Below are 14,521 nucleotides of genomic sequence, written 5' to 3'. Positions count from 1 at the left end.
TCGCTTTTTTTTATTGATAGACGGATGCAGGTACGAAAACGTCCCGGATTCCTGCCGCGTACGGTCCGAGATCATATTGTCCGAACACAACGGCAATGCCGTTTTTCGTAAAGAAGAAAGGTCTTTCGTTATTCAGGATGATCTCCTGTTTTTTAATGTCCTGGTCAAACAGATCGTCATGTTTCTTGATGTAGCCGTAAAGATAGTCTCTCGTTTTGTTAGCTTTCGTTTTTGTATTCAGCACATTATCGAGTGTGACCCGTTTTTTTGCGGCCAGGTCGTAATTAAAGGTCTGAACGGATGTCAGCCCGTGTGCGCCGCCTGTGTAACTGTAGTCTTCCGTCTGAATGCTGAGCTTGCCGTCTTGATTATACTTCACCTTGAAATCTGCCTGGTATTCCGCTTTGTAGCCTTGTTTCTCACCGTCTTTTTTGTTTTTCACATATTCTTTGTACGATTGTTCAATATAACGTTTAAAGTCCTGATTGATTTTCTTTTCAAAAGATGAGTTTCCCGTATTTGTGACCTCGGGGTATGTCAGCTGCTTTACATGCTTATACGTATGGCTTTTGACAACGGGCTTTGCGGTTTGCGCGGCCTCGGCTGAAGGCGCGAAACCTCCGAACGGCGCGGCTGTCAGCACGGTTAAGAGCACAGCCGCCATCATTTTGAATGCCTTTTTCATCACAACTCCTCCTTTTCATTACCGTTCCCTTTTTGAAAACGGATTACACTCTATAGACAGCGCAGATCAGCAAATTGTTTCTGGGCCTTCTTTCACATTTTCTCCATGAAAAAAAGAGACATGGAAAATCCACGCCTCTTTTACCGTGAAGGTCTTTGCGCAATGGCTTCATAAACGGCTTCCGCCAAATCGGAGTTGCCGAACATCTCCAAAACGCCGATGACGGTTTGATCAGGAATCGGTTCTGATTCCTCCTTCGGCACGACAAGTTCTTCAGCCGTTTTTCGCAGCTCTTCGTTTAAAGGCTGTCCGGGATAAGCCTTGCTGTAAATGGCCATCGGATCAAGGTCATGATTGACGCACCATTGGGCAAACACCAAAATCATCATGTTTTCGTCACGCCGGTAATATTCTTCGAGTTGTTTTTCGGTAAACGGCTTCACTATGTATCCCTCTGCTTTTATTATTCTTCTACTTGAAGTTCCAAAGTTTCAATCTGTTTTCGAATAATTTGAATGTCTCTCTTAATTAATGTCCCCGGTACTATAATTTTTGCAGATTTGCCATTAGTAAGGGAAAAATCGAACCTTTGCATTTCAATAGTTCCTTGTTCTAACGCTTCTCTTGGAGTGCTGTTTTTTTTATCCATAAATGTTTCCTCTCTATTTGATTTTATTATTCTTTTATTTTTATGTATTATATTAGCGAATAAAGCTGACTCAATGAAAATCCTAGAGGCATATTCACTACTGTTATCTGAAATTTCATGATATGCATTTAAAATCTCAGGTAAATTATCTGGAATTGCTCCTTCACTTGAATACTTATTAAAAAGTTCAGCAAATAGTTCTGGTTGAAGAAATGCTGTTCTCAAAGCACTTTGAAAATCCTTCTCACTCATTGAATCAATTATCCTTTTGGAAAGCTGAGTCAGCTTATAATTACCAGAGGATCTTTCTAATAATCCAAAGTGTTTTAAGGATGCTATTTTGTTGCCTACAGCCCCGCTGTATTTTTTATATCCCAGAGCTTTTGTTATTAAGTCTTTTTCAATATCGCTATCTCCTGAATAACTTCTTATTAACTTAGCAAACTTTAAAGTATTTTCTAAATTAAATCGCGGAAATCCACGGCTTCTCTTTTTCATAAAACTCTCCTAACTTTTATCGCGAGATAATTACTAACTTTAAACTTATGTTAACTAAAAATCAACTTCAGTTCAAGTAATATAGAGATTAAATTTTTAGTTTGTTCTATTATTAACTCAACTCTCGTTATTCTACTCTAATAACTTAAAAAGTGCCTCATTTTCAGAGGCACTCAAATATATTCTTATATGTTTCTGTCCCAATGCCGATGCTCAGCCACGGCCTTCAGAAATTGTTCATGGTTTCCGTCCGGAACAAGGCCGGGGCCGTTTTCGGTTCCGGCGGCGAGGGCGAGAAGTTCTTTTCCTTCACCGGAGGCGCCGATCGCTTTGTAATGGCTGAAGGCTTCGTTAACGAAGTCTCTGGCCGATTTTTGGGCTTTGAGGCTGTCTGTGCTTTGTTTTCCGCCCGGAATGAAAACAGCGTCGTACAGGACGGAATCCGCTGTCAGGAAAGTGGCTGACGCTTCGAGCTCCGTGCCGTTTTCTCCCTTCACGGTCCCAAGCGCGGGGCTGATGATATCGGCTCTGACTCCCGCCTGTTTGCATGCATCAAGCACTTGTTTGACTTTCTCATCAGAAAACCCGTGGTCGGTTAAAACCGCAACCTGCCTTGTCGCTGCCGTCTTCACCGTGTTTTCCTGGCTTAAGGCCGGGGAAGTGAACGTTTCATCAGATTCACGATCCTTCGGCGGCGGGTTCACGCCGATTCCTTTCGCAACACGCTCGGCTAGCCCGGCGTCGACGTGACTGAAGACATCAACCACCTGCTGCTGCACATCCTTGCTGTTCACTTTTCCGACTTCAAAACAGAACGCGGAGATGATATGTTCTTTCTCAGCGGGAGACATACTGTTCCAGAACATCTTGGCCTGAGAAAAATAGTCATTGAAGCTCTCACTGCGCTGGCGGATTTTTCTGCCTTCTACTTTTTCCTGGTAATGAACGTATCCGCCTTCTTCTTCTGAGGCCGGCGACGGATCATTGTTCTGCAGGGAATTTTTATGATAGGCGACAGGGCCCTTATTAATCGTCATCCGGTGGTAGCCGTCGTATTGGTTGTTATGGAACGGGCAGACCGGCCGGTTGATCGGAATCTCGTGAAAATTCGGCCCGCCAAGACGGATGAGCTGTGTATCTGTATAAGAGAAAAGCCGGCCTTGAAGAAGCGGATCATTGGTGAAATCAATGCCCGGCACGACATTTCCCGGGTGAAATGCAACCTGTTCCGTTTCCGCAAAGACATTGTCCTGATTGCGGTCAAGGGTCATTTTTCCGATCAGCTTGACGGGAACCAACTCCTCCGGCCACAGCTTCGTCGGATCAAGGATATCGAAATCGAATTTGAACTCGTCTTCTTCGTCAATCATCTGAACACCGAGCTCATACTCGACTTTGCCGCCGTTTTCAATCGTTTCCCACAGGTCACGGCGGTTGAAATCGGGATCTTTCCCGGCAATTTTCTGCGCTTCATCCCATACGAGGGAATGAACGCCGAGCACGGGTTTCCAGTGGAATTTGACAAAGCGCGCTTTTCCTTTCTCGTTGACGAAACGGAACGTATGCACGCCGAAGCCCTCCATCATCCGATAGCTTCGCGGGATGCCGCGGTCAGACATCGTCCACATGACCATGTGCGCGGATTCAGGATTGTTTGCGACAAAATCCCAGAACGTATCATGAGCCGTCGCAGCCTGCGGCATTTCATTGTGCGGTTCCGGTTTTATGGCGTGAACGAGATCCGGGAATTTGATCGCGTCCTGAATGAAGAACACCGGAATATTGTTTCCGACGAGGTCATAGTTCCCTTCTTCAGTATAAAACTTCGTCGCAAATCCCCTGGCGTCACGGACGGTGTCGGCTGACCCCTTGGAACCCGCCACTGTTGAGAAACGGACGAAAACAGGTGTTTTGACGGACGGGTCCTGCAAAAATTTCGCCCGTGTATATTCCGTCATCGGTTCGTACACCTGAAAATGCCCATGAACGCCGTACCCGCGCGCATGAACGACCCGTTCCGGAATCCGCTCGTGGTCAAAGTGCGTCATTTTTTCACGAAAATGAAAATCCTCCATCAGCGTGGGGCCGCGGACGCCCGCTTTTAAAGAATGCTCATCCTCAGACACGCGAAGCCCCTGATTGGTCGTCATTTTTTTGCCGCTGTTATCAGACCGGTACTGCTCCAGCTGTTCGTCCTTTGAGTGTTCATTTACTCGTTTGTTTTGATCATCACTCATGTCAGTTCCCCCTTTTAAAACGAAACATTCTACAGCACATTTACCCGCGGCGTTCTTCATATAAACTGCTGATCCGATCATTAGGATTTTAGGTCTGTATTTACATATGCGGTCATACACATTTTGAAATAAGCCATTTTCACAGAAATAAATCGTGAAAGCGCTTACCAATACAGCTGTTGAACAGGGGAGGTCATATCGTGCTTGCCATACTCGGTTTTGTGATGATGATTGTCTTTATGTATCTTATTATGTCTAACCGGCTTTCCGCTCTTATTGCTTTGATTGTCGTTCCTGTTGTGTTTGCCCTGATCAGCGGATTTGGCAAAGATCTCGGCGAGATGATGATTCAAGGCGTTACAGACCTCGCTCCTACCGGGATTATGCTGTTATTCGCCATCCTGTATTTCGGCATTATGATTGACTCAGGTCTGTTTGATCCCCTCATTGCCAAAATCCTATCGCTTGTCAAAGGGGACCCGTTAAAAATCGCCATCGGCACAGCGGTTCTGACGATGACCATTTCGCTGGACGGAGATGGGACAACAACGTATATGATTACGATTGCGGCTATGCTGCCCCTTTACAAACGGCTCGGCATGAACCGTTTGGTGCTGGCGGGTATTGCGATGCTCGGTTCGGGAGTCATGAATATTATTCCGTGGGGCGGGCCGACGGCGAGGGTTTTAGCTTCCTTGAAATTGGACACGTCGGAAGTCTTTACGCCGCTGATTCCCGCTATGATCGCCGGCGTTCTCTGGGTGATCGCCGTTGCTTATCTCCTCGGAAAAAAAGAACGGAAGCGGCTCGGCATCATTTCGATTGAACACGCACCGTCTTCTGATCCGGAGGCAGCGCCGCTGAAGCGTCCGGCTCTCCAATGGTTCAACCTGCTGCTGACTGTCGCCCTGATGGCCGCGCTGATCACCAGCCTGCTGCCAATCCCTGTTCTTTTTATGATCGCGTTCGCCATCGCCTTGATGGTCAACTATCCAAATGTCAAAGAGCAGCAAAAACGGATCTCAGCGCATGCGGGTAATGCATTAAACGTTGTCTCAATGGTGTTTGCTGCGGGCATATTCACAGGCATTCTCTCCGGCACAAAAATGGTGGATGCGATGGCGCATTCTCTCGTTTCCCTCATCCCTGATGCCATGGGCCCGCATTTGCCGTTGATCACTGCGATTGCCAGCATGCCCTTCACCTTTTTCATGTCGAATGACGCCTTTTACTTCGGTGTCCTTCCCATCATTGCCGAAGCCGCTTCCGCTTACGGAATAGACGCCGCTGAAATCGGAAGGGCCTCCTTGCTGGGGCAGCCTGTGCATCTGCTCAGCCCGCTTGTGCCATCCACCTATCTATTGGTCGGAATGGCGGGTGTCAGCTTTGGCGATCATCAAAAATTCACTATTAAATGGGCCGTGGGGACAACGATTGTGATGACGATTGCGGCGCTTTTGATTGGGATTATTTCGTTTTAATTAAAAAAGGATTTCCGTTGGCGGAAATCCTTTTCTGTACATTATTTTTTTGTATAGCGCACCCAGTCATAATGAGCGTATAGCGGATTTACACCATTGTAGGAACCGAGCCAGTCATCGACACCTATCCCATTCCACAAGTTCATCATAATCTTTCCAGGTGTTGTCGGAATTTGGTTTGTTGCAGTATGTTTTAATTGCCCGTCGACATACCATTTAATAGAGTTTGCCTGCCAATCGAATGCATACGTATGATAGGCATTGGCTGCATCAAACCCGAGATCAACAATCTTCTCATGGTTTCCTGCACCATTTGTATAATAGTTAAATTGAACCTTCGTTGTGTCTTTTCCTAAAAATTCGATATCAATCTCATCCCAAGGAGTGCCATCCGTTGGACCTGTATAAGTGAAGAACGATGAAACGATCCCTGTGTTTTTAGCCGGTTTCATTCTGACTTCATAAAGTCCATAACCATAGGTTTGAACAGAGCGGTTTTCCCCGCAGTCAAACTTGTTATAAGACGGGCTTGTCAGCGCCAAACGCATTTCACCTGATGACGTCATGGATACATTATTTGCACGCCACGTGCAGTTGAACATATCTCCATTGGAGTAACCATTTGCTTTTTTCCATAATCCGGAGTTATAGCTGTTAAAAGGTTCAAAAAACGATCCGCCTGTTTGAGCTGATGCAGTAGAAGTGATCGCACACAAACTCAAAAACAATCCAGTGACAAGAAGCAGCAGCACTCGTTTCATACGATAAAACATGTCGGCATTCCCCTTTCTTTGAAAGCGATTTCTTTATCGATCATACATGATTCTGTTAAAAGGGGACATCGGTCAGAATAATGATAATAATGAATCTTAAAAAACCTAAATTACCATCAGCACAAACAGAAATCAGCGCTCATTGTAATTTAGGTTTTGCCTGCTGATCAGTAACAATCCTAACAAGATCATATGTGAATGAAGAAAAAAATGCCAACGCTTTCATTATGCTTATTTGACTACCCTTTCTATGTGAATCGTTAAATACAGCAGCTCGTCACTGGTGAGCTTGTGTTCATACGCCCTCTCAATGCATGTTTGGATTTTCTTCGTGCATTCATACGCCCGATGGTATTTTTCTTTCACTGTCTCCAGCAAAAAATCGTCCTGGCTTTCGATATGTGTGCCGTTAAAAAGACGCTGCGCGAAAAACTTTAAGTGGGTGACAAACCGATAATAGTGAAGTGATTCCTCGTTGAAGTCAATCTTAAAATGGTATTTTACGATACTCAAAATCTCTTGCATGACTTTTGTAATGTTGATGATATTGGGCATCTCTTCATTCAGCTCGGCATTGACAATATGCAGCGCAATAAAGCCTGCTTCATCCTCCGGCAGAGACACGCCAGTCTTGTTTTTTACCATGGCCAACGCTTGTTTGCCGATTGCAAATTCGTCTTTGTACAGCCGTTTCGTTTCCCACAGTAAGGCATTTTTGATATCCAGCCCTTTTCGGTTGCGCTGGATGGCAAAGTTAATATGGTCGGTCAGCGACACATAGATGCTGTCATTGAGCTTTTTGCCGAGCTGTAATTTCGCATAGCTGATAATCTCTTCGGATACTTCCATACATTCGATCGGGATATCATACAAAAGGGTTTTGAACTTTTCGGATACATCTTTGTTATCGAGCGTGAACACTTTCTCAATGCGGGCTTCATCTACCGGGTCTCCCGTTTTCTTTTGAAAAGCAATGCCCCGGCCCATGATGACCAATTCCTGATTGCCTTCTTTGAGCACACTGACGACATTATTATTAATGACTTTCGCAATCTTCAATTCTGTCTCCCTCCCGCCTGACCATTTACCTGCTACACCTTGATTGTACATTCTTTTTGAACTAGGTCAATATCTCCATGTCAATCAGAAAACGCCGTTCAGAAATCTTTGTCCAACGATGAGGCAGCGGCGCATATAATGCAGAGAACCGGTTTTTGGGAAGGAGCGTGTGTGATGAAACGGTTTTCGAAAGAAGAAAGCAGCTGGATGCTGTATGATTGGGCCAATTCAGCTTATTCGGTCATTATTATGACGGCGGTGTTCCCCTTGTTTTTTAAAGCCGCGGCAGCGGAAAACGGTGTCAGCGCGGCTGATTCTACCGCTTATTTTGGCTATACGATTGCCGCCGCGACTTTTATTTTGGCGATGCTCGGCCCCGTCTTAGGAACGATTGCCGACTACAAAGGATGCAAGAAACGGTTTTTTGCCTTCTTTCTTCTGGTCGGTGTGGCGGGCACAGCCGCGCTGGCTTTGATTCCCGGCGAATCTTGGATGCTGTTATTAATTTGTTATACGATTTCCACGATCGGCTTTGCCGGGTCTAATGTGTTTTATGATGCGTTTCTCGTTGATGTGGCCGCAAAGGAGCGGATGAATATGGTGTCCGCCAGGGGATTTGGACTGGGCTATATCGGCAGCACGATCCCTTTTCTCCTCAGCATTGCCGTCATTCTTTCAGCACAAGCGGAGGTGATTCCGCTGTCCGCCCAGGCTGCCGGCCGCATTGCCTTTTTGATTACGGCGGCATGGTGGGGGCTGTTTTCGATCCCGCTCCTTCTCCGCGTCCGCCAGCGCTATTATATCGAGAGGGAGCCGCGGCTTGTACTCAGCAGTTTTATACGGCTGGCCGGCACGCTGAAGCAGATCAGGAAGCACCGGGCGCTGTTTTTGTTTCTGCTCGCCTATTTCTTCTACATCGACGGGGTCGGCACCATCATTACGATGTCCACGTCATACGGGGCTGACCTCGGCATCAGTGCGGCAAAGCTGCTGATTGTTTTATTTGTCACACAGGTCGTCGCCGCGCCTTTTTCGATTTTGTACGGACGGCTGGCCGAACGGTTTAAAGGAAAAACGATGCTTTATGCCGGAATCGGCGTGTATATGATTGTCTGCACGTATGCTTATTTTATGAATTCCGCTTTTGATTTCTGGGTCTTGGCTATGCTTGTCGCCACTTCCCAAGGAGGTATTCAGGCGCTGAGCCGCTCTTACTTTGCCAAGCTTGTCCCCAAACAGAACGCCAATGAGTTTTTCGGCTTTTATAATATCTTCGGCAAGTTCGCTTCGATTATCGGCCCGCTTTTGATTGCCGTGACCGCCCAGCTGACCGGAAATTCGTCAGCCGCCGTGTTCAGCCTGATCATTTTGTTTGTAATCGGGATTGGCATCCTTGCGTTCGTCCCCGAGGAGACGGCGTAAAAAAAGCCTGCGCGCGGCAGGCTTTTTTTTTTATTTCTTGGCTTTATGGACTTTCAGTTTTTTGCCTTTGACCGTCGTATTTTTCATGATGTCAAGAACGTGCGGGCCTTTGCCGTTCAGAATTTCGACGTACGATGCGTTGTCCAAAATCGTGATAATCCCGATATCATCGGCTGAAACGCCGTCGATTTTCGCAATCGTTCCGACAAAATCGACCGCTCTGAGTTTTTTCTTTTTCCCGCCGTTAAAGTACAGCTTCATGATGTCTTTGTTTAACTGTTCGCTTTTGTCTGTTTTGACATCGGGGCGGGCGTTCAGTTTTTCCGCAAAAGCCGCTTTCCGTTCCGCTGTTTCTTTCTCAGACGGCGCCTCCCGCTTCTGGATGCGGAAACCGATATATGTCTCAATGTCATTCAGAAACCGCGATTCAGACGGTGTCACAAACGTGACGGCCCGTCCGCGGTGTCCGGCGCGGCCCGTTCTGCCGGTGCGGTGCACATAGCTTTCTTTTTCAAGCGGAATATCATAATTGATGACGAGGCTGATGTTTTCAATATCAATTCCTCTGGCGGCAACGTCGGTCGCAATGAGATAGCGGAACTCGCCGCGCTTGAATTCATTCATGACGTCAAAGCGGTCTTCCTGCACCATTCCGCCGTGAATTTTATCGCAAGGGTAGCCCAGCCTGTCCAGCTCATCGGTTAACTGGATGACTCTTTCTTTTGTCCGGCAGAATATGATGCAGCTGTCCGGGTTTTCGGTGATCAGGACATCACGCAGCAATGATGATTTATCCTCTTCTTCTGTTCTGGTGACAAAATGCTCAATGTCTTTTGTCGTCAGGCCTTCCGCTTTTACTTCAATCAATTCAGGGTCTTTCATATATGTGCGGCTCAGCTTCTCGACGTCATCCGGCAGTGTCGCTGAAAACAGCATGGTGACTCTGTTTTTCGGCAGATGCTGAATGATGGCTTCCACCTGTTCAATAAATCCCATATTCAGCATTTCATCCGCTTCGTCAATCACCACATACGCCAGCCGTTCAAGCGGCAGCGTCCCTTTCTCTATATGATCAAGCACACGCCCCGGCGTTCCGGCAATGACGTGGCTTTTTTGCTTCAGTTCGGTTTTCTGTTTGTCAAAAGAAGCTTTTCCGAAAACCGCCGTGGCTTTTATCCGTTTGAAACGGCCGATATTCGTGATATCTTCTTTAATCTGCGCCGCAAGCTCGCGGGTCGGCGTTAAAATCAGGGCCTGCGGTTTGTTTTCCTCCCATTCCGCCAGCTCACAGATCGGAATGCCGAAAGCCGCGGTTTTGCCGCTGCCCGTCTGCGATTTGACGACGAGATCTTTTTTTTGCAGCGCGGCGGGGATGACGCGCCGCTGCACTTCAGTCGGCTCGGTGTATTGCAAGCCATTCAGCGCCCGTCGGATCTCGGGGCTGATCGCATATTCATTAAACTCATTCATGACTAAACTCCTTCTCTGTCCGGTTCCCCTCATTATACGCGAAATGCCGCCGCTTTACCCTGACGTTTTGCCGGGCCATTCGGGGGACTGCTTTTTCTTCATGTCAAGCACGACCCATTTGGCGCAATAAAAGCTCATGCTTCCTTCCACGTCATCGACATAATAGCGTATCGATTCCCAGCCGCCGTCGACCGGGCTGATATCCAGACGGATGTCGGTGATGCTTTCAAGATCATCCAGACGGGCAGAGCACACACCTTCAAACCGCAGCACAGCATCATACTGTCCATCAGTCAGCTTCAGCTCAAATACCGGGATTTTATCATAATACTCGTTATACCCGGTAGAGAACGTAAACTCCGTCAATTCAAAACAACCCGGCGAATCCGGCCTCAGCAGAACTGCTTTCTCATGTTTGTGCCACTCCATTTTGTGCCTCCTTTTTTTCAGCTGAATCGGCATGTCTGACTCAAATGAATTTTCTTTACAAACCCCCCATAAATTTCTTTATATGTCTGCATCCAATCTTTTCATTCTTCTAACGTATACAGATACGCATCAGGCGAATCTTTCAGATCAAACCCGCTCAAATATACGAGCATCTCCCAAACGGTTTCGTCCTCAACCGCCGGATCATCTGCAGCCACATACTCAGACGCCCAATCTGACACTTCTTCCCTCGCCGCTTGACCGTTCAGGATCAGACCAGCCTTCTTCAGACATTCTGCTCTTGTGGGTTCTTTCACGTTAGAAGCCTGCCTTTCATTTCTTGTTTAAAATGCTGACTAACAGCCTCCTGGCCCGTTCGTGCCGCCCGATTTCCCGGCTGAGCTCCGGATAATCTGTTAAAGCGTTTTTCAGCTGCACATATTGCGGATAAAGCTCAAAAAAGGATTTATATAACGCTTTACGCTGCCGCGCAGGCATTTGTTTATTCGCCAAAACAAAATCTAAGCTGCCGCAGATAAGCGCAAAATACTCATAAAAATCCCCAGCGCAGGCGGCACCCTCAAAGTCTTCTTCAAATCTTCCTGCATCTGAAGGCAGCGGACCCTCTAATTCTTTTTTGTGTAATTTCAAGCTTCTGATGACGTCATTATTTAAAGAATATCTGTTGGATCTTAACATCTCATTTAGCCGCTTTCCCATTACTGATATCCCGCTTATAAATCCCTGAATTCGAGACCGCGTAAATGGCATTGCTAGTCAGCTTCAGCTGATGCCCGGAAAGCTCATCGCCATCCGCATCACAGCACGTTATCTCTTGCACCGGCAGACTGACATCAGCCGGAATGAGAGACAGTGAATGATCATCTTTGCATATCCAAAACCCGTCATCTGAAATCGCTAGCTGGTCGTAAACCCCGGAATATGTTTTATCAGAAATAATCCAAACTCGTTTCACGTCGGTTTCATCAAACGCAGCAATGACTGTATAAGCGTAATACAGCATGTAGATCAGTCCGTCTTTTTCTGCAAGTGCATAGCAGTCATCTGCCGCGGGTGCATATATTTCTGAAAGCTGCTGATCAATGTGAATTTTCTTTAGCTGCCCGTCTAAAGTGAAGCACAGCACACTGTGCCCTTCATGATTTTCATCACTATAAATACCTTCATCACTTAAACCGATCCACAGGTTTTGTTTTTCGTCCAAAAGACTGCATGAAACCCCTGAAGGCAGAGAAAATGCACTTTGTTCTGTTCCTTCTGCTGAAAATACTTTCACTTTATACTCATGCGATTCAAAGAAAATCAACACATACCTGGCAGCCGAACTCTGTTGAAACAGCATAATATCCTCACACGGAATTTGTTCATCGATATGAACCTCTCGGGTATCGCCGGATTCCTCCGTGATCGTAAACGAAAGACTGCCATTCTGATGCTGACCAAGATACTGACGTCCGCAGTTGTCAAAGTGACAAAAACATCCTTTTACTGATTCATCGTGTATCTTGTTCATTTTTATTTTCATGTCATTGCCCCTTGTATTTATAATGCGCGGCGAGCTTTTTTTGAAATTCATCCGGAACGATCTGATTCGGGAATACAACTGATATCCAGTCTAAAACATGATCATCTAACAGCCTCCATGATTCTAACGTTTTTCCCGCAATCTCCTGATCAATGCCTAGAATACAGATCTCAAAATCTCTCTCTCCGTAAATCGCCCACTTTAAAGACGGTGAAGCCCATACGACGCGGGATGCAATGTTCAATATACAGTCATTTTTACTGTGCTTTGGATAATCAGTTAAGATTGAAAGATATTCATCTGCAGTTATATGCAAAGGGATCTTTAACCAGTTAAAATATCCGAATGTCTCGTAAAACCGATTCATATCATCCGAGTGTTCCAGAACAGCCATTAAGATAAAATCATCGTGATGATGATGCGCCAAACTTTTGAGCATCTCCCAGCCTTCTTCAGACAAGACCTAGTGGAATTCCTCGAATAGATAATAATGTTTTTGTTGTTTAAATACTTGTTCGGGCAACGTTTTGTTTTCATGAAGTAAGGAATATATTTGGGATTGAAAAACCGCCAATTCCTTTGTGTTCTTTATAAAAAAGGGATGCATTTTGTACCTCTTTCGGCGGTTTACACACAAGCTCACAGCCGTATTCTGTGTGAAATAAACAGACAGCAAATGAGAAGGACGGCTCAACTACAATAAAGCTGTTAGAAAGCAGCCGGCCTTCAATATCTTTACTCCCTAGATCACATGAATAAATCGAATTGTATTTAAGCGGATTAATCACATCCAGATTCCCTATAGCCCCCAATGATTCTTTTTGTAAATGTAAAGGAGTGCTCATATTACCTCCGCAAACGGTTTCCCGCGTAAAAGCGGTTTTGTTTGTAAGAAAAGAGAGGCAGGGAACCTCTCTTATTTGTTTATTTATGATTTCGAATGATACGCATAAAATGATTGATCATCAAAGCGAACTGTTTCAGCTTCTACAGCAATCAGCATTCTGTTCATGTCAATGAGAAAATTAGCATTTGATTGATACTCAGGAATTACAGCATTTGATAGATTACCGATTCCTTCCGGGTGGTAACTCATCTCAAATACTTGCCAATTGTATTCTTCAGGGTGAAAGCTCTTTTCTAAACACATGAAAGTCAAAATGAAGGACAGCGCACCCTCCATCTATGTAATCTATCCATTCATTAATTGTTTTGTGCATCGTATCTCCCCAATGAAGTTTTGGAGTCTTTGAGATCTGATTTTAAAGTCTTCACGAAAAGTTCTAGCTTCTCTTCATTACAGTTCACTTTATAGAAAGTCGTATTTAAGTGATTTTCCACAAATCTAATGATAAATCTGTAATATTCGTTTTCTTTATCAATACTCAAAATAAAAAATGGTTCAATTGTTTCTAAACGTATCCTGTCTTGATTCCCCGCTAATAATGCTTCAATCCCTGATGTCAGCATTTTATATTCACTTTCTAATAAAACGGCAGAGTAATCGCGGGCGATTACTTTATTAGGTTCCAACAGTTCAAACATTGTTGAGATAAAAGGATCATCCTCCGCCTCGTAATACCTTCTCGGTGTTATTTCAAGTTCCAGACAGCCGTCTCCAATTCTGGCCATGCTGTCTCCTCGTTCTCTACTTAATAGCTTTAATTTAGTAGTAAATGATTTGAATGACGCTCTGAAAGTCAAGCTAAGTTTCAATCGATTGTTCACCTTTTACTGTCTCGATTCTAATCACCAACCCGCTTATATTTTTTTTAAAAAAAGAATCCGCAGGCTCACCTATTTTTTATTTAATGCCATTATTTAATAATGTTTATAATATTTTCTCTATAACTAGATCCTATTCTGATTGTCTCGGAATCTGTTATTTCTATATGATAAAGAACATAATCCAGTAAATCTTTAATAATTGTTTTCTCTGCTAAAGGAGCTCCATTTAATATATCTTTTAACTCAACATCTTTTTCCAATAAGATTATATTTTCATGCGCAACTATTGTATTTTTGTACTCTTCTGCTGAGGTTTTCATAAAAGAGATTTTTTTATTAAACAAAGTATTTGTTTTTAAGCTCGCTGAGAATATACAAGTATCACTATCTTTATTTGAAAGAGAGTAAGAATACATTGCATATTGTTTATTTTCCATATTTTTTAATATAACAAATATTAAATCCTCTATTGTTTTATACTCTTTTTCAACCCAATCATAGTCATTGAGAGTTGATATTTCATAAAAATAGTACATTTAATTCT

At 44.7% G+C, this 14,521-nt stretch carries 16 protein-coding genes and 2 pseudogenes; 2 read left to right on the top strand and 16 right to left on the bottom strand.

Annotated features, from left to right (window positions below; genetic code table 11):
- Positions 1-10: 10 nt before the first annotated feature.
- The 4 genes from CXL14_RS04465 to CXL14_RS04450 form a co-directional block, all read right to left on the bottom strand.
- Positions 11-685: a DUF3298 and DUF4163 domain-containing protein gene (locus tag CXL14_RS04465; RefSeq protein WP_089072475.1), complete on the bottom strand. Its 675-nt coding sequence runs from the start codon at positions 683-685 to the stop codon at positions 11-13.
- Positions 686-825: 140 nt separating this feature from the next.
- Positions 826-1,074, bottom strand: coding sequence for a hypothetical protein (locus CXL14_RS04460; protein WP_046341506.1), 249 nt, complete (start codon positions 1,072-1,074; stop codon positions 826-828).
- A 74-nt stretch (positions 1,075-1,148) separates the two neighbouring features.
- Positions 1,149-1,832 carry a hypothetical protein gene (locus CXL14_RS04455; RefSeq protein WP_014419244.1) on the bottom strand — a complete coding sequence of 228 codons (684 nt, stop codon included), beginning with the start codon at positions 1,830-1,832 and terminating at the stop codon, positions 1,149-1,151.
- Between the two features lie 185 nt (positions 1,833-2,017).
- Positions 2,018-4,069: a catalase gene (locus tag CXL14_RS04450; RefSeq protein WP_014419245.1), complete on the bottom strand. Its 2,052-nt coding sequence runs from the start codon at positions 4,067-4,069 to the stop codon at positions 2,018-2,020.
- 200 nt (positions 4,070-4,269) lie between these two features.
- On the opposite strand from CXL14_RS04450, the gene citH reads away from it, so the two are divergent.
- Entirely contained in the window at positions 4,270-5,550 is a 1,281-nt protein-coding gene (gene citH, locus CXL14_RS04445; protein ID WP_014419246.1) for a citrate transporter CitH, read from the top strand.
- A gap of 41 nt (positions 5,551-5,591) precedes the next feature.
- Here the strand turns inward: citH and bglS are convergent, their stop codons facing one another.
- Positions 5,592-6,323, bottom strand: a complete 732-nt coding sequence (gene bglS, locus CXL14_RS04440; protein ID WP_014419247.1) for a beta-glucanase — start codon at positions 6,321-6,323, stop codon at positions 5,592-5,594.
- Positions 6,324-6,554: 231 nt separating this feature from the next.
- Positions 6,555-7,382, bottom strand: coding sequence for a BglG family transcription antiterminator LicT (gene licT, locus CXL14_RS04435; RefSeq protein WP_014419248.1), 828 nt, complete (start codon positions 7,380-7,382; stop codon positions 6,555-6,557).
- A gap of 171 nt (positions 7,383-7,553) precedes the next feature.
- On the opposite strand from licT, the gene CXL14_RS04430 reads away from it, so the two are divergent.
- Positions 7,554-8,804, top strand: a complete 1,251-nt coding sequence (locus tag CXL14_RS04430) for an MFS transporter (protein WP_101287936.1) — start codon at positions 7,554-7,556, stop codon at positions 8,802-8,804.
- Positions 8,805-8,834: 30 nt separating this feature from the next.
- Here the strand turns inward: CXL14_RS04430 and CXL14_RS04425 are convergent, their stop codons facing one another.
- The 10 genes and pseudogenes from CXL14_RS04425 to CXL14_RS04380 all read right to left on the bottom strand — a co-directional run bounded on the left by CXL14_RS04425 (position 8,835) and on the right by CXL14_RS04380 (position 14,513).
- A complete protein-coding gene (locus CXL14_RS04425; RefSeq protein ID WP_014419250.1) occupies positions 8,835-10,274 on the bottom strand; it encodes a DEAD/DEAH box helicase in 1,440 nt (479 codons plus the stop codon).
- A gap of 54 nt (positions 10,275-10,328) precedes the next feature.
- Positions 10,329-10,703, bottom strand: a complete 375-nt coding sequence (locus CXL14_RS04420) for a hypothetical protein (RefSeq protein WP_014419251.1) — start codon at positions 10,701-10,703, stop codon at positions 10,329-10,331.
- Positions 10,704-10,804: 101 nt separating this feature from the next.
- Entirely contained in the window at positions 10,805-11,020 is a 216-nt protein-coding gene (locus CXL14_RS04415; RefSeq protein WP_014722030.1) for a hypothetical protein, read from the bottom strand.
- Between the two features lie 16 nt (positions 11,021-11,036).
- A complete protein-coding gene (locus CXL14_RS04410; RefSeq protein ID WP_014722031.1) occupies positions 11,037-11,402 on the bottom strand; it encodes a YxiJ family protein in 366 nt (121 codons plus the stop codon).
- A gap of 1 nt (position 11,403) precedes the next feature.
- Entirely contained in the window at positions 11,404-12,249 is an 846-nt protein-coding gene (locus CXL14_RS04405) for a hypothetical protein (protein ID WP_014419254.1), read from the bottom strand.
- Position 12,250: 1 nt separating this feature from the next.
- Positions 12,251-12,856, bottom strand: a pseudogene (locus CXL14_RS04400) (hypothetical protein).
- Positions 12,783-13,094: a YxiF family protein gene (locus CXL14_RS20380; protein ID WP_232789963.1), complete on the bottom strand. Its 312-nt coding sequence runs from the start codon at positions 13,092-13,094 to the stop codon at positions 12,783-12,785. Before CXL14_RS20380 ends, CXL14_RS04400 begins: the two are co-directional and overlap by 74 nt.
- A gap of 83 nt (positions 13,095-13,177) precedes the next feature.
- A pseudogene (locus CXL14_RS04390) lies at positions 13,178-13,469 on the bottom strand (YxiG family protein).
- Positions 13,453-13,881: a WapI family immunity protein gene (locus tag CXL14_RS04385; protein ID WP_014419257.1), complete on the bottom strand. Its 429-nt coding sequence runs from the start codon at positions 13,879-13,881 to the stop codon at positions 13,453-13,455. Before CXL14_RS04385 ends, CXL14_RS04390 begins: the two are co-directional and overlap by 17 nt.
- Positions 13,882-14,066: 185 nt before the next feature.
- Entirely contained in the window at positions 14,067-14,513 is a 447-nt protein-coding gene (locus CXL14_RS04380) for a hypothetical protein (protein ID WP_014419258.1), read from the bottom strand.
- Positions 14,514-14,521 lie beyond the last annotated feature (8 nt).

Source organism: Bacillus sp. SJ-10, from assembly GCF_002843505.1.
GTDB lineage: Bacteria > Bacillota > Bacilli > Bacillales > Bacillaceae > Bacillus > Bacillus velezensis.
The sequence above is the reverse complement of the archived record's forward strand: the minus strand, read 5'-3'. Positions and strand labels throughout refer to the sequence as shown.